General features: G+C 42.3%; 13 protein-coding genes. 7 read left to right on the top strand and 6 right to left on the bottom strand.

What is annotated here, in order from left to right:
- Positions 1 to 754 precede the first annotated feature (754 nt).
- The 6 genes from D9603_RS20575 to D9603_RS20550 form a co-directional block, all read right to left on the bottom strand.
- Positions 755 to 1,045, bottom strand: coding sequence for a PilZ domain-containing protein (locus D9603_RS20575; RefSeq protein WP_128732724.1), 291 nt, complete (start codon positions 1,043 to 1,045; stop codon positions 755 to 757).
- Between the two features lie 8 nt (positions 1,046 to 1,053).
- A complete protein-coding gene (locus D9603_RS20570; protein ID WP_125253912.1) occupies positions 1,054 to 1,437 on the bottom strand; it encodes a response regulator in 384 nt (127 codons plus the stop codon).
- Between the two features lie 81 nt (positions 1,438 to 1,518).
- Entirely contained in the window at positions 1,519 to 5,412 is a 3,894-nt protein-coding gene (gene hrpA / locus D9603_RS20565) for an ATP-dependent RNA helicase HrpA (RefSeq protein ID WP_128732723.1), read from the bottom strand.
- Between the two features lie 119 nt (positions 5,413 to 5,531).
- Entirely contained in the window at positions 5,532 to 5,960 is a 429-nt protein-coding gene (locus D9603_RS20560; protein ID WP_128732722.1) for a CBS domain-containing protein, read from the bottom strand.
- A 78-nt stretch (positions 5,961 to 6,038) separates the two neighbouring features.
- Complete coding sequence (locus tag D9603_RS20555) at positions 6,039 to 7,067, bottom strand: isoaspartyl peptidase/L-asparaginase (RefSeq protein ID WP_128732721.1); 1,029 nt, start codon at positions 7,065 to 7,067, stop codon at positions 6,039 to 6,041.
- A 350-nt stretch (positions 7,068 to 7,417) separates the two neighbouring features.
- The gene (locus tag D9603_RS20550; protein ID WP_125253895.1) at positions 7,418 to 8,128 is read right to left on the bottom strand and encodes a SapC family protein; all 711 of its coding nucleotides are present in this window, start codon (positions 8,126 to 8,128) and stop codon (positions 7,418 to 7,420) included.
- Positions 8,129 to 8,803: 675 nt separating this feature from the next.
- Here D9603_RS20550 and D9603_RS20545 point away from each other — a divergent pair.
- Genes D9603_RS20545 through D9603_RS20515 form a run of 7 tightly spaced genes read left to right on the top strand, consistent with a single transcriptional unit; the run spans position 8,804 to position 24,083 of the window.
- Positions 8,804 to 9,724 (top strand): glycosyltransferase, encoded by a 921-nt coding sequence (locus D9603_RS20545; RefSeq protein ID WP_128732720.1) that lies wholly within the window; start codon positions 8,804 to 8,806, stop codon positions 9,722 to 9,724.
- Positions 9,725 to 9,751: 27 nt separating this feature from the next.
- Positions 9,752 to 10,537 (top strand): polyketide synthase, encoded by a 786-nt coding sequence (locus D9603_RS20540; protein WP_128732719.1) that lies wholly within the window; start codon positions 9,752 to 9,754, stop codon positions 10,535 to 10,537.
- A gap of 4 nt (positions 10,538 to 10,541) precedes the next feature.
- A complete protein-coding gene (locus tag D9603_RS20535) occupies positions 10,542 to 15,854 on the top strand; it encodes an SDR family NAD(P)-dependent oxidoreductase (RefSeq protein WP_347232153.1) in 5,313 nt (1,770 codons plus the stop codon).
- On the top strand, positions 15,854 to 20,533 hold the full coding sequence (locus tag D9603_RS20530; RefSeq protein ID WP_128732717.1) for a non-ribosomal peptide synthetase: 4,680 nt from the start codon (positions 15,854 to 15,856) through the stop codon (positions 20,531 to 20,533). Before D9603_RS20535 ends, D9603_RS20530 begins: the two co-directional genes overlap by 1 nt.
- Positions 20,534 to 20,535: 2 nt before the next feature.
- On the top strand, positions 20,536 to 22,134 hold the full coding sequence (locus D9603_RS20525; protein ID WP_128732716.1) for a hypothetical protein: 1,599 nt from the start codon (positions 20,536 to 20,538) through the stop codon (positions 22,132 to 22,134).
- 1 nt (position 22,135) lies between these two features.
- Positions 22,136 to 23,446, top strand: coding sequence for an MFS transporter (locus D9603_RS20520; protein WP_128732715.1), 1,311 nt, complete (start codon positions 22,136 to 22,138; stop codon positions 23,444 to 23,446).
- Positions 23,439 to 24,083: a DapH/DapD/GlmU-related protein gene (locus D9603_RS20515; protein ID WP_128732714.1), complete on the top strand. Its 645-nt coding sequence runs from the start codon at positions 23,439 to 23,441 to the stop codon at positions 24,081 to 24,083. The genes D9603_RS20520 and D9603_RS20515 overlap by 8 nt, the downstream gene beginning before the upstream one ends.
- Positions 24,084 to 24,109: the final 26 nt, after the last annotated feature.

Raw genomic sequence — 24,109 nt, 5'->3', positions numbered from 1 at the left:
TCCTTCAAATTGAGCAAGTATTGAGTCAAATTGGTATAAATGCACTGCTGTTCAGGGATCTATATCAATTAGCTTAATAGAGTTGTCTATGTTGAGGTACAAAAACCTTCGTCTAAAACATCGCTTTTGGATGCCCTCATCATCAAGATATTTATATGCTTTGAATCAAATTTACGCCCTAAGATTGATCATGTATTAAGTCGAAACGGTATAACTAGCCTATCGCAAATCAATACGTGCAGTGCCATAACCGTCTGCTAAAAAGACACTAATACCAACCTATAGTCGAGGCTTATATGTTTACAGATGCTGTTTTATCTATCTTATGTTTATACTCTCTAGCTATGTTGATCACGAGCTTATTAATGATAGCAACAACACCCATAGACAATGAAGAAAAGCGCAAACAATCAATCACTGAATACACCATGTTCGCACTGGCATCCATCGCCACTTTCTTTGTGTCGTTTTATACCCTGTAGATATAGGTTTTATATACCAGCTCACTGTTGGCAATAAAGTTATTTAGAAAAAATGGGGTTATGCTGGTGGTACCAGTGCTGTTTTAGGTATCAGCTTCGATACCTCTACATCTTTTAAGTCAAGTACATACTCGCCAGTAGAGGCCTTATTGGCGAGTATATTGCGAATATTGACACTGTGGTAGTGTGATCAGTGAGGTATAAAACCAAACGCGCTTGATTGCATAACATCAAGTTGATAACGATAAGACACTCTCAATATAGGGCTTGGACTAATTAAATTTGGTGATCTCTAAACCTGCAATCCATTGACCGTCTTGTTCTTGACTGCAACGTATCACGGTAGCATGGGCACTCAAAGGCTGGATCATATCACCACTTGAATCAATAAAAATATCAACAACAGTATTTGCTTCTACAGGGTCTGATATTGTTACAGAAAGGCCAGTAGCACTAAGATCATGACACACTCCTTCGTGTGTTTTTCCGGACTCTAGCTCTCTTAATTGTGCCACCGCATCCACAGACATACGCATAAAGCGACGTTTATCTTCATTGATCATGTGTGCTCCTACACCATTGATTTTATTTTTTCTAATAACGACTGCATCGAAAATGGCTTAACTACGTACGCATCACAGCCGGCATCAAAACCTGCTTTTTGTTCTTTTTCAGATTCTAAGCCTGACACCATCAACACTGGAATGTTCTTCGTCTCTGGCGTGTTTTTCAGCATCCGACATGTATCATAGCCATCAAGCCCAGGCATACATACATCTAATAAAATTGCATCGGGAGGATCTGCAATTGCATTAGATAAACAGCTGGTACCTGAATTGGCATAACTAAGCTCAAACACCCCAGACAACGCGACCTCGAGCATTTCATAATTAAAATACTCGTCGTCAACCACTAACAGGTGCGGCGTATTTTTCCTTTTCTCTCGTGTGGACATAACCAATGCCGCTTCCTTCTCACAATCCAAAACTTTACTTCCTCATATAATAAAGTAACTGTCGTACTCTAAAATGCAAGTTTATATTTCACACTCTTTTATTGCGTTAAGAACACGTTTAGCCGAAATAGGATAAGCGGTTCCTAATGTTTGAGCAAACAAAGACACGCGAAGTTCCTGTTGCATCCAAAAAATATCTTTAAGCGATGGTGGTATCGGGAATCCTGATGGGACTTTTGCTAACTTATCTTGATAAGCCGCCGCTACCTTTTCCAATTCTAGTACACATAACCTATCTCTATTTGGATCTACAGCAAGCTTTTCAAGTCTTTTTTCTATGGCTTTCATATAGCGTAAAATGTCTGCGATTTTTTGTGCCCCATGTGCTGTTACAAAGCCCTTAAAAACAAGATCAGATAGCTGCGATTTAATATCACCATGCGCAGTGATCATAGTTAAGTCAACACGTCCTTTCATGCGTTTATTGATACTATGAGCTACGCTGAGCAGTGATTCAACTTGTTTTGCTATCTCAACAACCGTATCACCTAATTCAGCTCGAATGTATTCTTTAGCCTGATCAAATGCGTTGTCATCCCGCACCTCACCAAATTCGAGCAACAGCTTATCCACTCCAGCAGCAGTACAGTCGTCTATTAAGTCTTGCACTTTACCAAAAGGATTAAAATATAAGCCAAGCTTTGCCTTATTAGGTAAATGTTGCTGTAAGTACTTCACGGGTGAAGGTACATTAAGCAAGATAAGTCGCCGTACACCAGATTGATGTGCCGCTTGTGCTTTTGTTTCATTATCAAACAGTTCTATTGCTGCGCTTTGCTTTTTATCAACCAACGCGGGATATGCTTTAATCTCATAGTTCCCTTGTTTTTTGGTGTACTGCTCTGGCAACTCTCCAAAATTCCACTGCTGAATATCGGTTTGCTCAATCCCCTGTTCGGCGACTTGGGAGAGCGTTTGTGTCACTTGCCCCTGCAACTTGGCCTTAAGCGAACTTAAATTAAAACCGTGAGCGATTACTTTTCCGTGTTCATTCACTACTTGAAACTGCATTTTTAAATGTGGTTCAAGCGAACTTGTATCCCAGTCGGTCTGCGCAACTTTCACTCCAGTCATTTTAAGTAGACGATTTGCAACCGCTTCCAAAAATGGACCTTGCATTACCTCCACAGAGGCAAGCACGGCATCAGCATAGTTTGGCGCGGGAACAAAGTTCCGTCGTAAGGTTTTTGGTAAAGATTTAATCAATCCACATACCAGTTCATGCCTAAGTGCAGGAATATGCCAATCAAAACCCTCATCGTTAATTTGGTTTAGTAACGCCAGTGGTATATTAACCACCACGCCATCAAGCGCTTGGCCAGGATCAAAGTGATAACTTAGCGGCAATATCAAGTTATCTTGTTGCCAAGTATCGGGGTAATCTGTGGCATTAATATGATCCGCACCATGCTTCATTAGCAGTTCTCGGGTCATGTGTAAAAAGCGCTTGTCTTTTTGCTTTTTAACTCGCCACCATTTGTTAAATGCAGCGCGGTTATTCACATCCTGTGGGATTCGGTCATGGTAAAATGCCACTACATCTTCTTCATCAACCAAAATATCGCGACGCCTAGCTTTGTCTTCAAGTGCTTGCACTTCCTCGACTAACTTTTGGTTTGCAGTTAAAAAGCCTTCACTTTGCCCAAGTTGCCCGTTGGCTAGGGCTTCTCGAATGAAGATTTCGCGGCTAACTACAGGGTCTATCTCGCTATATACTGTGCGCTTGCGACCTACGATAATCAAACCGTAGAGAGTTTGTTGTTCAAATGCGATTACTGCACCGGCCTTTTTTTCCCAATGCGGTTCACTATAACTGCGATTAACCAAGTGCTTGGCTAAAGGCGCTATCCAGTTCACATCGATTTTTGCATTGACCCGTGCATACAGTTTACTGGTCTCTACCAGCTCTGCTGACATCAACCATTTTGGACTTTTTTTGAATAAACTTGAGCCTGGGAAAATATGAAACTGACTATTGCGTGCCCCTTTAAAGACCTGTTTTTGTTTTTCGTCTTTCACCCCAATATGGCTCAACATACCACTGAGTAAGGCTTGGTGAATAGCTTCATCTGCTGCGGGTGTATTATTGACTTTAAAACTCAGCTCTTCACACACCGTTGTGAGCTGATACACAATGTCTTGCCATTCGCGCACTCGCATATAGGCTAAAAAATCTTTTTGACATTGCTTTCTAAACTGATTTCGGGTTAGCGCTTGTTGCTGGGCTTCAATATAGTTCCAAAGATTAAGATAGGCGACAAAATCAGAGTGCTCGCTCTCAAAACGACTATGCTTTTCGTCTGCTACTGCACGCTTATCCTGCGGCCGCTCACGGGGGTCTTGAATGGATAAAGCCGCAGTGATTACAATAGCCTCCCAAAGTGCGCCATTTTGTGCACCAGACATGACCATTTTGGCAAGTCTGGGGTCTATTGGAAGGCGGCTTAGCTTACGCCCAGAATCAGTGAGTTGAGCTTTTTCTCTACGTTTTGCAGGTACAATCGCTTCAAGTTCCTCGAGTAGCGACATACCATCTTTTATATTTCGGCTGTCAGGCGCTTGAACAAATGGAAATTGACTAATATCACCAAGTCCAAGTGCAAGCATTTGCAGGATAACTGACGCAAGATTTGTTCTTAAGATTTCAGGATCAGTAAACTCTGGGCGGCCAAGAAAATCTTGTTCACTATACAAACGAATACAAATACCTGATGCCACCCGCCCACAGCGACCTTTTCGCTGATTGGCACTGGCTTGAGATACAGCCTCAATCGGTAGGCGCTGTACTTTGGTGCGATAACTATAGCGGCTGATCCGCGCAGTACCAGGATCGATAACATAACGTATACCAGGTACAGTCAAAGACGTTTCTGCCACATTTGTCGATAATACGATACGGCGCTGGCTGTGCGGTGCAAAAATACGATTTTGTTCAGCGTTTGAAAGGCGCGCATAGAGGGGTAATACTTCGACTCCTTTTAAATTACGCTTTGCCAAGGCATCAGCGGTGTCGCGTATTTCACGCTCCCCGTTCATAAATACCAGAATATCACCCGGCCCTTCTGCACACAGCTCATCAACTGCGTCAAAGATCCCTTGTAGCTGATCGTTCTCTGCTTCGCTATTTTGTGGGTCAATATCTTCGACTGGTCGATATCTTACTTCCACCGGATAGGTTCGACCTGAGACTTCAATAATCGGCGCGTCATTAAAATGTTTGGAGAAACGCTCAGGGTCAATCGTTGCAGAAGTAATAATTACTTTTAAATCTGGGCGTTTAGGCAGGAGCTGTTTTAGATAACCTAAAATAAAGTCAATATTAAGGCTACGCTCGTGCGCTTCATCTATGATGATGGTGTCGTATTGATTTAGGAATCTATCTTGCTGAATTTCAGACAGTAAAATACCATCAGTCATTAATTTTACGTAGGTGTTATCGGAAACTTGATCTGAAAACCGAATTTTAAACCCTACTTCTTGCCCCATTTCACAACCAATCTCCTCTGCAATACGAGTCGATACACTTCTAGCGGCAAGCCTTCTAGGCTGAGTGTGGCCAATGTAACCATCCACACCGCGCCCAAGTTCCAAACAAATTTTTGGTAACTGAGTGGTTTTACCAGATCCGGTTTCACCAGCGACAATCACCACTTGGTGACTAGCAATCGCTGCTTTTATATCTTCTTTCTTTTGACTTACTGGTAACTGTTCAGGGTACTCTACTGCCGGGATATTTGCGCTTCTCGTTACCTTTAGTTGCTGGCTTTTTGCAATTGCTGCTGCGATTTTTGCAATAACCTGCTTTTGTTTTTCTTGATCGGTAATTTTTTTTGCACCATGAAGGCGCTTTTTGAGGACGAAGTGATCCTTTTTAAGACATGAATTTAGCTCTTTAAACAGCGAGTCAACCTGCACTACACGACACCTTGTGATTACATAAAACGCCGTGTAGTTTAGCAAATCAAGTAGGACGAACCCAACTAAATTTCATCAGTACGTCTTATTTTGCGCTAATAAATGTATTACTAAAGACGTTATACGTATCGTTGCCCAGCCATATAGGTATCATGTAAGTGTTTATCTATTGCGAGTAATACATTCGCCCGGCTGATCACGCCCAGTAAGCGCTTATCTTCGTCAACAACAGGGTAGATTTTGGGCTTATTACAACTCATCATATCTGCGATTTGCACGATACTATCTTCACAATTTACACATAACGGGTCTTTTGTCATCACATCAGACACAACACTATGAGACTCATTTTGATACGTTGCCTCTAACATTTTTTTAAGGCAATCCTGTTCAGACAAAAAGCCGATGACTCGTCGACTTTCATCGATGACAGGGCCACCAGATTGTCCACTTTGAAGCAGTTTTTCAACTGCAGCCTCTATGCGCATATCTTGATTAAATGTTACAGGTCGATGATTTAAGTAGTCTGCGACTTTTATTGATTGCATTGCCCATCTCCATTAAAACGCCAGCTATCATAGTAATAGTAGTTGGCGTTTTAAGAAGTTGCTTAATCTAATATTGTTTTAGTCGCGATAAATACCTACGTACGTTTCGGTGCTTGAGGATTTACTTGCTCGATACATTCCTGCTGTATTAAACGGCATGCTGATATTGCCATTGGGATCTACAATTATCACACCGCCGGTGCCACCAACAGGGTAAAGCGTGTCAAAAATAACCTCTTTGCCTGCTTTTTCTATCGACTTACCCTGATAAGCAACGCGAGCGCAAATATCGGCCGCAACATTATACCGAATAAAATACTCGCCATGGCCCGTTGCAGACACTGCACAGGAGCGGTTATCTGCAAATGTGCCTGCACCAATCACGGGTGAGTCACCTATTCGTCCAAAGCGTTTCGCCGTCATCCCACCTGTCGACGTTCCTGCAGCTAAATTCCCATGCTTATCAAGCGCCACTGCACCGACAGTCCCCATCTTGTATTCGCTCTCTAATTGCTGATGTGCTGCTTGATAGTCTTTCGTGGCGGCTTCTTTCATCTGTAATCGCTTTTTCGCCTTTAAGAGCGACTGGTAACGAGCATCAGTGTCAAAGTAGCTATTTTCCACTAACTCAAAACCGCGTCTCTTAGCAAAATCTTCTGCACCATCACCACTTAGCATGACATGTACAGAGTGCTGCATGACTTCTTTTGCCAGATTGATGGGGTTTTTAATGTGCTTTACGCCAGCCACTGCGCCTGCTTGACGGTTACGACCATCCATAATTGATGCGTCTAATTCATGACCTTCATCGTAGGTGTATACGGCACCTTTCCCCGCATTAAAAAATGCAGAGTCTTCAAGAATATTAATGGCTGCCGTTACTGCATCAAGACTTTCTCCACCTTGTGCCAGTACCTTATAGCCAGCCTCAACGGCTTCTTTTAATTTAGCTTTGTATTGTTTTTCTTTTTCCGGCGTGAAGTTACTACGCTCAATTGTGCCCGCCCCGCCATGAATAGCGATTGCAAATGGCTTTGAGTGCGCCTCAGCCATCACACCTGTTGTCGCCAACGCTAGCATGAATGCAAACAAAGAAGTTTTATTCATTTTTTTACCTTGGTTCTTTATTGTGCCAACAGCATGTGATGAACTATAGAAGGATGCAAGTATTCACGTTGAAATGTTTGTGGATTATTAAGTTAAAGATGATTTTTTATAACAATTATCTTAATTAAGTGGTCTATTCTGAGGCGAGAAAATTTTGTCGATACCCGCTTTTGCGTCCTGCTCCTGCCGAGGTGCCTATGCCCTATAGGCAAGGAAAAAGATCTATTCGATTAGTTTTATCGCTTGAAGCATCAAGACTTACAAAGAGCAAAGGTGTGACTTTTAGAGCATAAAAAAAAAGCGCTTCCTCTGGAAGCGCTTCTATCGAATCATTCTATATCTAAAAGCGTTTAGCTAGCTTCGCGCTGTGCTTTAATACGAGCTAGACGCGCCACTTGATGCGTAGAAGTCAAAAATGCGAAGATCGGAGCTAAATAGCCACGTTTACGTAGCTCTAGGAAATCTTCGTCACCTAACTCATTTAACTTGCGCTCATCTACAAGATAGATACCGTTGATGTCTTTCTTCTCACCACGGATCTCTACAGTTAACGTTTGTTGAACTAAAAGCTCTTTGTCAGCAAGATACTGAGTAAATGCTTCAGTTACACGAGCAAACTCAACGTAGCTTACTAACGCTTCTTTACGACGTGCTAAATACTCAGTCTCTTTACCGTCTTCAAAAAGCGCATTGCCTTCTTCTTCACCAACTAACGGGCTTGCTTCATCAATCACAATACCAAACTGATCTTGCTCTGGGTGCTTAACTAAACCAAACGGGTAACGAGCTGCTGCCATTGGTACAAAGCTACCAGTCCACTTGTCGCCTTCAACAAATAGATTTTCATTTGGCTGAAGACCAAACATAGCAACCGCTTGAAATTGACCAGTTTCTGAATTTTTAACAAAAGCCATTGGGAATTCAGTCGCTACACGTGCAAATTCGTGTGCAACCACTGGCATTAAGTGCTGAGTTTTAAGGAATTCAACATTCACGCCGTTTTTAACTTTAATGTTAGCGTGCTTCTCGTTGTGTAAAGGCTGCACTTGTTGCTCTGCCATAATACTGCTCCATTATTTTACGTATTTGTTACTTTATTTATTGCCCCTAAGGCTAGCGGTTTTCGGGGCAAATTGGAAGTTAAATATTTATTTAACCTGAGCCTTGAATAAGGAATGAGCTAACGTTGGGATTGTTAAGACTCGCTATATTTAGCTCTCTACCTAATTAAAAAGTTGTATTGTTGCGACCGTCATCTTCTTTTTCTACTAAATATGCAACTTGTTTATTAAGACCATAAAAGGTATCGACTCAAAGTTAAGAATTGGTTGTAAACTCATATGGGTAAGCATCAATACAGGCAATAAAAGAACTCGCTATTAAACGCAAATACGATGTTAATACACGCATACAGGTGCTTCCCATAAAGCTCTTCACATTACAGTGTCCCTGCTGGTGTTGAAAATGATTAACAACATAACACGAATAAATCACCTTCCCAATTTACAAAACATTAACCACATACATATCGAACCTCATTGATGAACAATATTCAATCAAAAAAGGCGAACAAAAAAACAACAACCTTAATAATCATTAGGTTACTAAACGCACACAAAATAACAACTTGAAAATACTAAATAACATATTGACACCAATAATTCACATATTAAAAATAACGTATCCAATTTCGGTGCTAACTTTTGCGACGATTGCAAATTCAAAGGAATATAAAAATGAAAGATTGGAGACCAGGGATCAGCGTTATTATTCCCACTTATAACCGCAGCCAATTATTACAACTCACATTACAGAGTTTAGAAAGACAAACTCTTAGTAACGTTTTCTTTGAAGTTATCGTGGTAGATGACGGCTCGAACGATAATACAAAAGACATTGTTGACTCATACACAGATAAGCTACCGATACATTACTACTTTCAAAGTGATCAAGGATTTAGGGTTGCTCGAGCACGAAATATCGGCATATTAGCGGCGCAATTTGAGCATGTATTATTTTTGGACTCAGGTGTCATTGCAGAAGCATCATGTTTAGCCCAACATTTGAAGCAATACCAGTCGAGTAACATTGATGTATTAATTGGACTGTGCTTTGGGTTTGAAGAACTCGAAGAGTCCAGTATACGGGCTTTTAAGCATCGCTTATCCAATAATAATATTTTTGCTGATCACACTTTTTTAGACCAATTTCAAGATTGTCGCGCCCCTTACTTACACTCTCATGGGTTGTCACTACAGTATATCGCTGAACCTTGGCTTATCTTTTGGACTTGTCACGCGTCGTGCAAAACACAAGCGCTTTTTGACATCGGAGGCTTTGATGAATATTTCACAAGCTGGGGGGGGGAAGATGTTGAATTAGCACTTAGGCTCCACGGTATAGGTGCTAAATTTGAGCTCATCACTGATGCAAAAGCAATTCATTACCCACACCCTAAAGTAAAAGCTGATACCTATAAAAGTGCAAAAGAAAATATCAACTATATTCACGACAAACACTGTTCGGTTGCAACGTACCTACTACAACAAGGAATGAGTTGGCAAGACATACTAACCGCCCACACTCGCCCCAATGATGCGCTGAAGGGTATTTTATTCAGCCAAGCCCATGCCACATCATTTAGCCAAGCCATGTAAACATCACCGTATTTTGGAGTAATAACAATGAACAACAATCAAGCTACAACTATGCCAAATAATGACATCGCTGTCATCGGTGTTTCATGCAGACTCCCTGGAGACAACAATGCACCTTCTGACTTTCACCAGTTTCTATTAGCTGGAGGTAATGGCATCACCGAAATACCAAAAGAACGCTGGGATGTTAGTGCTTATTATGACAGCGATCGTGAAAAGTCAGGGAAAATGTATGTAAAAAATGGTGGATTCTTATCTGGTTTATCATTATTCGATGCCCCATTTTTTGGCATTTCACCAAAAGAAGCCCCATATATTGACCCTCAACAACGCTGGGTACTTGAAGCAACTTACGAAGCGCTAGAAAACGCGGGGCTAGACATCGAGCAATTAAAAGGCAGTGACACCGGCGTATTCATGGGGCAATTTATGCACGACTTTGAGCAACTGCAAACTGCAAGCTGCGCACATGATTATATTTCAAGTCACTCAGCAACGGGCTCATCGATGACGCTGACGGCAAACCGAGTGTCTTATTGCTTTGATTTCCATGGTACTAGCCTAACTCTCGACACTGCCTGCTCCTCATCACTCGTAGCGCTTGATTTAGCATGTAAGGCAATCCTACACGGAGATAGCCATATAGCGCTTGCCGGTGGCGTCAATCTGCTGCTTAGACCTGAAATGACAATGTCCATTTGCAAAGCTTCTATGCTTTCACCTGACGGCTTGTGTAAAAGTTTTTCGAGTGACGCGAATGGCTATGTTCGAAGTGAAGGCGTTGCAGTCGTGGTATTAAAAAAAACTCTCTGATGCAATCAATGATCATGATCCAATCCTAGCTGTTATAAAGGCAAGTGGCACGAATCAAGACGGGCAAACAAATGGGATCACTGTACCAAATGGTCTAGCGCAGCAGCGTTTGTTGTCAAAAACATTGGAATTTGCAGGTTTGAGTGGCCACGATATTGATTATGCCGAAGCACATGGCACAGGCACAGCTGTGGGTGACCCTATCGAGGTCAATGCTTTGGGTAGTGTTTTGGGCATTCGAGATAACAAGTTAATGCCATGCCTAATAGGTTCAGTTAAAAGTAATATCGGCCATACAGAGCCCACCGCAGGATTAGCTGGCTTAATTAAAACAATTAATGCAATGAATAGCGGTGTAATCCCAAAAACACTGCACTGTCACACCATAAATCCAGCCATCAATGAGGCACAGTTAAATATAAAAGTAGTCACGGAAAATACGCCTTGGCCTGATAGAGCCGACGATACACCTCGGCGTGCAATTGTGAATTCATTTGGATTTGGTGGAACAAATGCAAATGTAGTGGTAGAGCAAGCAACTCTAACCCCTACCTCAAACCCCGATCATGCAGGTGTGCTACAACTTTTTGTTAGTGCAAAGTCGGCAGCGGCATTGACAGCGCAAGTCTCAGCGTATTTAGACTATTTAGCGCCTTTAGCAACCCATGAGCTCCCCGACTTCTGCCGTAACTCGGTACTATTGCGCACCGCTTTTAAAAACAGAGTGGTATTCACGGCCAGAGATAAGCAGACTTTGATGGCACAACTTGAAGACTTCATTTTCGAGCGCCCCAATAAAGTCTTTCGAAGTGCAACTTCTCAGCAGAGCGCATCATCTCCTACTGCTTTGGTTTTTTCCGGTATGGGAACTACTTGGCAAACGATGGGCAAAGCTCTGTATTGCAGCAGCAAAATATTTAAACAAGAGATAGATAAAGTTGATAGCGCATTGCAGCACTATGTGTCGTGGTCACTGATCGATAAAATGCACAATGGCGGTGACGAGATCCATGAAACCCAGTATGCACAACCTGCAATATTTGCCTGTCAAATCGCTTTGTTTCAATTGTTAACTTCATACGGTATCAAAGCCGATGCCATCGTTGGCCATAGCGCCGGTGAAGTTGCAGCAAGCTATTGCGCTGGAGTATACAGCTTCGAAGACGCTATTCGCATCATCTACCATCGTAGTCGGCTACAGCAAACGACCACAGGTGAAGGAAAGATGCTGGCAGTTGGGATTTCGCAAACACAAGCACAAACGCTTTGTCACGAATACCCAAACAAAGTCTCTATCGCAGCTATCAATAGTAGCACCGCCGTCACACTTGCTGGTGATACCGACACACTTAGTGAAATTGCAGCACAGTTAGATGCCGAGGGCGAGTTTGCAAAGTTTCTCAATGTTGACGTGCCCTATCATAGCCCTGTTATGGATAAGCTAGAGCAACCGTTGTTAGATGCTTTAGCCCTTTTGTCTCCATCTGAGCCGAGCATTGCACTGTATTCCACAGTGACAGGCTCACTTACCCAACAGCAAGACTGGCACGCTGATTACTGGCCGAGGAACGTCCGCGAACCTGTTTATTTTGAAAAAGCGATAAATACACTGCTTGATAACGGAGTAAGAAACTTTATTGAAATAAGCCCTCATGCCGTGCTCTGTAACGTGATCAAGCAAGTTGCTTCAGACCTTTCTGTGTTCACCACACCGCTTATCCTTCGAAATGAAGACGATGAAGTCCAGTTTGCAGCCGCATTAGGCGCATTAGCGGTATCTGGTTTGTTAGCTCCTAAGCTGGCACTCAACGCAATAAACTGCTTTCCAAATCACACTATCAAGCTTCCTAATTATCAATGGCAGCACCAATCATACTGGCTTGAACATCCTGATGTTCAACTCGCACGGGTTGAAAACAAACAAAAACGCGATGCTTTTTCTGACTTCTGTTTACCCACACTGGGTCAACAGTTACTCAGTCATCAACCCATTTTCCAAACCAAAGTTAACGTGAAAAAACAGCCATATTGGTCAGGTCACCAAGTTGGTACTGAGGTGATTTATCCTGGTGCAGCCTATGTTGAAGCGGCACTACAATTTGCCCGCACGCAACAGCCAGAACCACATGCTCAGTTCACGCTTTGCGACATTGAATTTAATCGGCCTCTGTATCTTGGCGATGAAGATATTACCATAGAGACTCGCTACCATACTCAAAATGGGACAATTTCATTGTCTAGTTTAGAGGCTGATACTTGGCATCAACAATCCCGCTTCACCTTAGATACGCATGAAAGAGACTGCCATCAAGGTGACACTTTAAGCGACACTATACAACAATTTCCACAAGCCATAAGTAAGGCCGACTTCTACGCCCATTGCCACCAGCTTGATATGAATTACCAGGCGCAATTTCAAAGTGTACTACAGTGCTGGAAGTCATCATCACAAGTCATCGTCGAAATACACTGTGAGTCTCAAGATGACTCACAAGTTATGCTAAGCCCAATGTTACTTGATGGCGCTTTTCAGAGCTTTTTTCAACTAGTTAATAAGTCCTACTTACCGGTTAAAATCAGCGAATTTACCTTTTACAAAAAGCCTACAAATCGTTGCTTTTCAGTGCTTGACATTACCCTTCTCAGCGATCCAATTTGCATTGGCGATCTCCATATTTATACTTTGGACGGCCAGCTCTGTGTTGCCATTAAAGGGATTGAGTTAAAACCTAATACTCAACATCAATTAGACTCATTAAAGGAGCTCAAATATCATTACACTTGGCAACACGCTCCAGTAACGCAGGATGCAGGAGATACTCAGCCAAATACCGTGAGTATTTTAGCTGAAAATACTGATTTCTCGGCTCTTCACGTTCTTAAAAATAACTCAGTGGTGCATATCACGTCAGATGATGACTCAGCGTCACTCATTGAAAAACTACAACCCTATCTCAGTCACACTGAGCGCTTGATTGTTGATGTTCATCATTTAGCAAATATAGAAATGCGCCATGGTAGCCTTTCACAAACGGTTATCGAACGTGCTTTAGTTGCGCCACTTCATTATTTTCAAGCTATCCAAACTGCCAATTGGGGTAAGTCATTAGAAATCGTGATTATCACCAAACATGCACAAGATGCTGAAGGCACAGAAATTAACCCGCTGCAAAGCGCAATATGGGGTATGTTGAGAGTATTTTCTACAGAAAACCAACAATTTAAAGTAACCTTACTCGATATTGATGCTAAGCCTTCTAGTGCTGAAACACTTAACCGACTGCTCCTCGCACAACAACTGAACGATACGGAAATGGCTATCCGTCATGGCGATGTTTTCGTACAAAAACTTGACCACTTAAGCTCCGAGGCCTGCACTGAGTCAAAAGATTTCACCATTTCCACAACACCCACCGGCCATTACCAGTGGCTCATGGATGACAGCTGTTGGGTGGCTTATGCACAAAAGAATGATGACAAAGCCATAACCCCCGTCCGTGCGGTATCAATTAGTCGAGCAGCATTAAGCAATAGACCAAGCTGCTTTATTTATCAGCTTGCGGATCACACAAAACCTAAGCTTGTATTCGCCAATGCCGGTGTAACCAATTATATCGATGACGCTTTGCCGTTTGTGTCACTGCCTGACGTAAGTGCGACATGGTTAACTGAGCACTTAGCTGTATTACACCGAGCTTTGGCGTTAGTGCAAACACTGCTTACACAAACCACTGCTGTCAGCTTTTTTAATCCGTCCACCATTGAAAGCTTTGTCGCGATATCTTGTTTAAAGACCGCAGGGCGCGTTGTGCATGTTATTGACTCCACAGACAAGAGTGAGACAACTGAATCAATTGCAACTTTAGTGCTAGATCCGGCCACGAGCATACCAAATTCGATACAGGCGAGACTATGTTATGGTGCCCATATCATCTGTATCACTCCCCCACCAACAACACAGTTAAGTCATGATGACTATACTTTTATCAAGCCAACCATACAGTTAGATAACAGCCAATCTATCCACGCACTACATGGACTGACAGTACAAATCGTTGAATTGCTCAATAATGATGACCGAATACTGAAAAACCCCTCAGACTGCATTTCTGTTAATGCCCTGCCGACTGAGCTAGCAGCGGAATATTTGTCAGTTAAGTTCGACACATTACCGACTTTTGCACGTAAGCGGCATACACCGTCAGAGCAATTTGATAAGGGCAGTTATCTAGTTACTGGAGGGCAAGGAGGAATTGGTCTTGAGGTTGTGAACTGGTTATACGAAAAAGGGGCAAAGCATATTTTTGTTTCTGGTAGAAGCGCCCTTAGCGATAGCCTAAACGACACAATCCAAAACGCTGCACTGTCGGGGTGTATTATTCAATACATTCAAGCTGATATTAGCCAGTACGAGGATGTCGTAAAAGTCATCGAGCATATTGCGCATTCAGGTGCGCCACTAAAAGGAGTTTTCCATGCAGCTGGTGTCTTAAAAGATGCAACATTTTCATCCCAAAGTGCAGAACACATGTATTCAGTGCTGGCACCAAAAGTTAATGGTGCATGGTATTTACACCTTGCCACTCACGCCCTGTCATTAGACTACTTTGTTTGTTTTTCTTCTATCGCTGCTATTGTTGGCTGGGCGGGACAAGCAAACTATGCGGCTGCGAATGCCTTTATGGATGGCTTGTGTATCGCAAGAAGACAGCAAGGAAAGTCTGCGCTTAGCTTAAACTGGGGTCCTTGGTTAGAGGCGGGAATGGCGGCACAACTTTCTGAATTAGAACAGCAAGCAATGCAACAAGCTGGCATGTATCCACTCACCTCAAAAGAAGGGATCGAAGAGCTAGAGCGCACAATATCCAGTGCGATGTCGCAAATTGGTATTTTTAAAGTTGATTGGCAAGATGCCAAACTGGCGACTGGCAGCACAGTGTTTTCACACTTTCAGACATCAACACCAGAACAAAACGAAGATCCCATCAAAACCCAATTACACGCTGCAAATTCAGCGGCTCGACAAACATTAATCGAAAGTCGGATAAAGTGTGATTTAGCTACTGTGCTTGGGCTACAAGACGCAAATAACATTGAGAGCAGTGCTAGCGTGTTCGACTACGGTCTTAACTCGTTAATGGCAATCGAACTTAAGCAAAGATTACAAGCACTTTGTGATGATCCGTTACCCGCTTCTTTAGTTATGAAGCATGACTCGGTGGCAAAACTGACCAACTTTATTATCACGCTTTACAATGAGCAGCAGTCAGCTATCGATACCGTTACCGATGAGCAAGTTGTAAAGGTCATGTTGTAATGGAACAGTTAATTGAAAAATGCCGCACACTTGGGATTTCATTTTCGCTAAGTGCTGATGATCAACTTGAGTTACACGCCAAAACTCAACCAAGCGCCGCACTCATTGACGAAATAAAGGCTGAAAAGCAAAACCTTATCTCACTAATTAAGCGTAATAAGCTAAAGCAACTGATACAACAGCTGGCGCAGCCTATCTCGTCAAACTATGCTGTTAAACAAGCTGAGGTGTCGTTTCAACAACAGCGTATGTGGCTGGCAGACTCCCTGCGCGAAGGCGCTACTGAGTATCATCTTACTAAAATATTTGCGCTCAAAGGCGCGCTGAACCAAGTCGCTTTTGAGCAAGCGCTGAGGCAAGTTATTGATTGTAATAGTGCGCTCACGACACAATATGAAAAAACAGAGAATACCATAGTGCAACGTCAAGCACCTGCCAGTGCTGACGTCTATCGCCTGCACTTGTGTACAAAATTAAGTGAAGAGGCAATATTTAGCGCAATTCAACAGCGTGTAGAGACCCCCTTTGATTTGCGCCACCAAAGCCCTATTCGTGTCGAAGTTTTTCAAAAAGCTCCTCACGCCTATTACTTTGTGTTTGTGATCCACCATATTGCTGCTGATGGTTGGTCTATTGCACTATTTTGTCAGCAAGTAGCAAAACGATACGAACAATTAATTGATGGGACAGCTTACAAGCCACAGCCGGAGTCAATCAGCTACATTGACTATGCAAGGTGGCAGCGAGCGATATTAACACCAAAGCAGTTAGACTTACTTAGCCAGTGGTGGCAAAAAAAGCTTGAAGGCTGTGCCACGAATGTCACTTTTCCTTGCGATAACAGTCGGCCACTTCACTCTGATCTTCGCGCACATTTTTATACCAGCTCAATAAAGAGCGGTCAGCTTTCAAGTATAAAAGCATTTGCCAAAGCACATGCTTGTACGCCATTTACCGTGGTTTATAGCGTATTTAATGTGCTACTGGCCTTTTACAGTAACGAGTCCGATATTGTCATCGGTACACCCGTTGCCAATCGCGATCATGCTCAATTACAAACACTCATTGGGTTTATAGCCAATACAGTTGTCATGAGACAGCATATTGACTTTAATAAATGTTTTGCTGAGTTGGTGGAGGAAGCAAAACTTCAGACCACAGATGCTTTTGAACACGCCCACCTGCCATTTGAAGTGTTATTGGAGAAGCTACCCATTACTAGGCATCACAATCAGCCTCCTCTATTTAATGTTTTCCTTGCTATGCACAATATGAAGCCGATTGTGCCCACGCTAAAAAATATAGAAATCACCCCAACAAAGACACAATTTCGCAAAGCAAAATTTGACTTAACATTGGATATTTTTGAGCAGCCAGATTCTTTGCTGTTGGAATGGGAATATGCGTGTGATTTATATCATCATCAAACCATCAAACGGCTCGCCGAGAATTTTTCTAATGTTTTAGATACTTTACTTCAAAACGCGATGCAACCTATGTCTGCTATCACACTTATCGCGCCGCAGCAGCAAGCAACTTTGCAACAGGCTTGGCAAGGTGTACAGCGAGATTATAGCCACCGCGATATTTTACCTTTTGCGCTACAGCAATCCTTTGCTCGCCACAAAGATAAAATAGCCATAGTCGACCAATCTGGAACATACAGTTATCAAATGCTGCAAGCGCTTGTTAAGCAATATTCAGCACTTATCCAAACCCAGTCGCTCGAGGCAAACTGCTTTATTGGTGTATATTGTCATCGTTCAGTACACATGGTTGCTGCCATGTTGGCCATTTTACATAGCGGTCATGCGTATCTACCATTAGACCCTAACTACCCCACTGCCAGAATTGCCCATATGGTAGACGATTCGGATACGCAACTCATCTTGTGCGATCCCGTATTGTTAGCACACTGCCAATCCTTCGATGTCGCCGTGCAATGCTTGCAGGCAAATTTTGATGTCAATACTGAACAATACCTGTCTGCGGTGCGTATTAATACCAACTCTCTTGCATATATCATCTATACCTCAGGCTCTACTGGCAAACCAAAAGGCGTAACAATATCTCATTTTGCATTACGAAATTTTTTATACGCAATGCAGGAAACATTTGCGCTTGATGAACAAACATCAGCCCTAGCAATCACTTCAATTTCCTTTGATATTCATGTGTTGGAACTATTTTTACCACTGCTCGTAGGTGGTACCGTGCACTTGGCCACTAACGCTCAAAGCAAAGATCCGCAGCAGCTACAGTCATTAATCAATCGTGCAGGGGTTAACTTTATTCAAGCGACTCCTTCTTCACTAAATATGCTTAAAAGTTTTAATGTGCAATTGCATGAAAACACGACAGTATTAAGTGGTGGAGAAGCACTTCCCTTGGAGTTAAAACAGTACCTGAACATACAGGCTGTTGCTTTGTGGAATATGTACGGGCCGACAGAAACTACGGTGTGGTCTTCAGTTGCATCATTAGGTCATGATGACGACATCCACCTAGGCAAACCGATAGCCAATACACAATTCTATGTTGTTAATCAGCAGCTACAGCTTGTACCACGAGGTGTTACCGGAGAATTATTGATTGCTGGTGATGGTCTCGCTAATGGCTATTTGAACCAAGCTCAGCAAACCTCTGATAAGTTTATCTCATTTGCTCACGATCAGGGTCACATTAGTGCCTACAAAACAGGAGATTTAGTCAAGATAGATAGCTGCGACAGATTAATATATCAAGGACGTATCGACCAACAAATTAAGCTAAATGGTTTTAGAATAGAGATCTCAGAGATTGAGAATACGATTTCTCAATACCCTGATATTGATGCGGCTGCTATCGTGTTAAGCCAAACAGAAAAACTCTCTGCTTTTATCGTTTTGAAGCCAAACACAGAGATAAACCTCGTCGCGTTACGCCAATATATCGCAGAGCGACTACCTTACTTTATGCAGCCTGCTGAAATCACAATACTACCACAGTTGCCACTGACCCCGAACGGCAAAACGGATAAACTTGCTCTGACTAAGCAAAGTAAACACGTAAATAACGAGCAACCTACACAAGGCTCGCTTCAACACTATCCAAAAGTGCTCGTACAGCTTTGGCAACGTAAGCTAAACGTTGATGTTTTTGATCCGTTTAAGTCATTTTTTGAGCTTGGGGGTAACTCAATTCAAGTGATTGACTTGATTGCAAGCATCAATCATACGCTAGGGGTCTCTATTACAATAAAAGCGTTTATCCAAAACCCTTGCTTGGATCACATGGCCGGCCTTGTCGAGCAAACCCAGTCTGATCATTTAGTGACTCTAGATTTGCGCTTTGATGAACACCATTATCAAGATGAGGAAATTATCTCACTCCCCAGTTTACCAAATCGTCAATATTTACTCGCGATGGGGGGAGAGCATCACCTATGGGTTGTCAATCACTCTATGGCGCTTGCGGATGAAGATAACAAGCTAACCTTTGATTTGCTCAATCGCGCAATTACTCTACTTATCTCCCACCACCCTGCATTTAGAACAAGGTTTGATGTCAAAAAAAGCAACGAATATATTGAAAGTGTAAAGGCCACCCTATCTCAAAAAATTTGCTTTGATCTATCCCATTTAGCGCTTGATCAAGTCGCGGCCTTTATCACAAAAGAAGTACAAACAATCCGTTTAACATCAAGCTTATTAAGATTATTTTATGTTAAGAAAGGTAACAGTGTATTTGTTACACTGTCACTACATCATTTGATTTTTGATGGCTTTAGTATGGAGGTTTTAGCACGACACTTAGAACGTATTATCACCGCCTTAAAAGCTGGAGCCACAACATGCCAGCTCCAAAAAGATCGTTATATCGACTTTGCTAATGCGTATTATGACTATTTTAGTCAACCCTTTAGTTCGGGTAAGTGGCAAGCCGATATTGCCTTTTGGCAGCAGGCCGCAAAGCAGCAAAGCGACAGGCTATTCCCTGTAGAGCAAGTGATGAAAGCCAATCAAGGAGATGCTCAGCGCCATACTGTCTCTACGCTCCCTAAAGGGCTCAGTGCACAAATTAGTGCTAGCGCGAAACAACTTGGAATTTCACAATCCACTACACACACAGCCGCTCTGGCAAACGCGCTGAAAACAACTTTCGAGCTTAACGAAGTTGCCATTGAGCTTTCTCAATTCAATCGCTTCAACCAGTACCTTGGTGTTTCTGCGGAAGCTATCGTGGGCTACTTAATTTCACCGGTGAATTTGCTTCTTGAATCATGCGCATTCGAGTCAATACACAGTACCGCTGTGCATATCGATACCTTTTTGGCATCTGCCCCTCACAACGCGACTGGATACTACGCATTGTCGCACTTAAATCCAGATGACAAAGTCAAATCAGCACTACCAGTATTACAACCTGCTGATTTTAGTTTCAATTACCAAGGTGAACTAAACACCTCAAGTAACCCCCATACTGTCACTAAGCTAGAAGATTGGCACACCAAGCTCAAGCACACAATTCCATTTGTTGTATCTGACGAAACAATGTCAAGCCCTTACAGTTTGTACATATCAACTTATTTCGAGCAAGGCCAGCAACATGTATTTGTCGGTTACAGCGCACTGCTATTTAACGAACAACAAATAACAACACTTATAGAAAAATATATAAACAATCTAAAAGGAATGTAGCAATGAGATATATTTATTTAATGGTATTTGCATTTTGCAATTTCGCACTTGCAAGTAGCAACAATACAGAGTTCAAACTTGAAGCATTTTACGACACTGACTTGTATCATCAGCAATTAGGGCTAACCAAAACGCAGTTTGATGCGGTAAATAGACAACTGAGTACTGTTGTAACACAGCAAAGTAGTCATACCATTGATGATGCAATTCAAATTACCTATTTAGAAAACCCACATGCTGAGCACGTCATCGCACTGGCTGCGATAAGATATTTGTCCAGCTCTCTTATCGCCAGCAAATCCCCTACACCAACATCGCTAGAACATAGCATAGTTGCACTCTATTACCTTGAACGCCTAGAAAAAGTGGCTACCCTTCATACTTGGGCACATCAGGTACGTGAAACGCTTGGCAGGCAAGTAAATCAAGTACTTGCTTACGATAGCCTTAATGTAAATGAGCAGCTTGCATCGCATACTCAGTTCCACCATGCGTTTAATGTCCAACCAGAGCAAGGCGTTGACGCCGGCAACGCACTCGTTGAAAGTTTAATTACAGATCCGGGCAATGTAATGACACTGACCCTTGTCGCTAGTTCAAGGCTTTGGCTAGGTAGTGAGGTATCATACTCTGATCCAAATACACTGTATTATTTCATCCTTACTGGCTTCTACAGTACTAGAGCTATTTTGCTATCTCATGAAATAGAGTTACAAGCCAAACAACCAACCAGTACCAAAAAAACAATGCGACTTTCTTCAATTCTTGGCGGCTGGACTACCTTAGCTAGGCGCTGGTTAGCTGGGGTACATCAAGATACGCTAAGCCGCTCATTGATAGATCAAGAGCATGAACAGTGGTTTTCAGTAAGCCCCGGATTCCATTCGATAACGCTTGCCTCCAGTTACTTTAATGAGCCTTCTCGATTTTTCAAAGGCTACGGCTATTTAATGCAAGGGTTAGGTATTTGTAACCAAGATCTGCTGTTTAGAAGCTGTGGAGATGATCCTAGATTTTCATTCAATCGCTTAGTTTTTTTAACGACTGTTATGGACTATTCGATAAAAGCTGGTGATTTTGATACTGCAAGAAACTTGCTAGGGGCAAAATTCTGGCCTGATTTTCATTGGCATGAGTGGACTCAAGGTCAAGCACAGTGGCTACTTAGAGAGCAAAACATGGAGCAGTTGTATACGCAGTGGAACAATGACGACCCGTCTGACGATACACCTTTGATCATCAGAACGAATAGGCAATGGAGCGATAATACGATGACTTGCCAGACATGCCATCAAGAACAAAATCGCAGTTGGACAGCTGAAGAAAAAGAGCGGGCACGTACCCCGGCTCCAAGTATTGAGTTCTTACAATTTTGGCCTGAAATCTCAACCAGCTGGACTGGGGATCAGAGCACTACACTAAAATGTGACAATATTAACTCGTGGCAAAGCAACAACGTTTACCGAGCGAAACAGCAAGCGGTTTATCAACATGCGTTATTTGAAGCAAAATGGTGGACTCGTAATGAAGTGCCCGCTAAATCAAAACAATATGATGTGTGGCGCTTTGTTGGTTTTTGCCAATCAGGAAGCATAAAGTAGTATGCCGTCACTATCAAAAAATAGTGAATTTCACCTTCATTGGGTTGGCGTAATGCTAACCCAAATAGGTGCATATTTTACGCTTATCGCCCTGCCATGGTTAACGCTGTCTGTTGCCAATAACAACCCAACAACCCTTGCTGTTATCATGGCGTGCTTTGGTATACCGCATAGTTTGTTTATATTGTTGGGAGGATCAATCGCAGACAAATACTCGCCTCTGCTCGTAATTAAGATATCACGCTTTGGCTTTGCGTTAAGTACACTACTGTTTGCACTAAGCTTATACCTATATGAACCATCTCTCGTGTTACTCATCTCTTTCGCACTTTTTGCGGGAGGCTTTTCCGCCCTTGGTTTTCCTGCAAATCAGTCGTTTATTCCTCGTATCGTATTACCTGAACATATTCTAAAAGCCAACGTACTGACAATGGGTAGCAGTTTTGTGATCCAAGCCTGTGCGCCTGTATTAGTGGGGTTTTCCCTGCTAGGCATAAAATCTTATTTAGAAGTTAATGGGCTATTTCGTACAGATATTGAACATCTTATTGTGGCATTCTTTCTAGATGCCATACTAGTGACACTAGCAGCATGCTGTACATTAAAAATCCGTCATCAAGATAAAGAGCAGTCTATGACATCCTCATCTGTCTTTCGATCGATGCTCAAAAGCTTTCAATATAGTTTCACACATCCAAATCTTAAAATTATTCTGTTGTATTTAATGTTGATTTCCATCCTTATTCATGGGCCGCTTTTTATCATGCTTCCTTACCTTGTTAAGGTAACTTTAAATATGGATGAATCGGCATTAAGCTATTTATTGGCAAGCCAAGGGATCGGCACCTTCATCGGTGCCACTTTAGTTGCGATATGTAAGCCAAATATGCAGAATTTAGGAAAATATATCTTAGTACTAGATTTGCTTACTGCGATTGTATTTATCCAGCTTGGTTTTCAGTCTTCACTCCTACTACTTTGCATCAGCTTAGTTGCCATTGGCTGTGCCGCAGGTTTTACTGTTGTTGCTGGTACCGCTTGGTATCAGCTAAATGTCCCAATTGAGAAACTATCAGGTGCGATTGCTCTGGTATTATTTGCTATCCATGGCTTGATCCCACTTTCTTCAATGTTGCTTGGTACTTTGTTAGATAGATTTGAAGTGTCACAGATCACAACCTTATTGGGAGTAACCACAGCGCTCATCTGTATTATTGGCTTAGCTTCAGCAAAAATTAGAAATATGGGCAAGGTTTCATCAGCGATAGCTAATCAGGCTACAAAATTAAAGGAAGTACCACATAATGCCTAAATTTTTGAACCATACCTTTCCACAGAGCACGGAGTCACACTTGTGGCTCAACCTTATACATGATAGCAATCAAATATTTGCTTCGAAGCCCAACATTTTGGGCAAACCAAAGTTTAGCTATGTCGAAATATATGAGAATACGGCTACTCTTCCTTCAAAAATCAGTGTAGAAGCGTTCACCGACTCGATTAAAATAGGCAAAGACGCGCTACTAGATTCCAGTAGTGCAGCCGCATTTCCCAATGATATTGTAAAACTTACCGCGGTAAAACGCCCCGATTACGCCTGCGGCAAAATACGTATTGGTGATAATGCCTGCCTACAAGGAACGGCTATAGTGAGTTATCAAAGTGTTGAAATTGGCGACAATGCTTTATTTGGTCCAAACGTTGTCATCATGGACTGTGATGGACACACCCTAACAAACAGAAACGCCCCAGACGAAGTCTCTAAACTCATCGTTAAACCTGTAAAAGTCGGTCACAATGTTTGGGTAGGCTATGGAGCTATCATCAATAAAGGCGTAACAATTGGAGACAATGCGGTAATCGGAGCTGGAAGTGTTGTAACAAAGGACGTGCCTGCCAACACGATGTTTGCAGGCAACCCGGCTCAGTTTATTCGACAATTAGACTAGCGACTAATTAGTCGATTCTGAATATT

The organism is Pseudoalteromonas sp. PS5, assembly GCF_004103255.1.
GTDB classification, from domain to species: domain Bacteria; phylum Pseudomonadota; class Gammaproteobacteria; order Enterobacterales; family Alteromonadaceae; genus Pseudoalteromonas; species Pseudoalteromonas peptidolytica.
The sequence above is the reverse complement of the archived record's forward strand: the minus strand, read 5'-3'. Positions and strand labels throughout refer to the sequence as shown.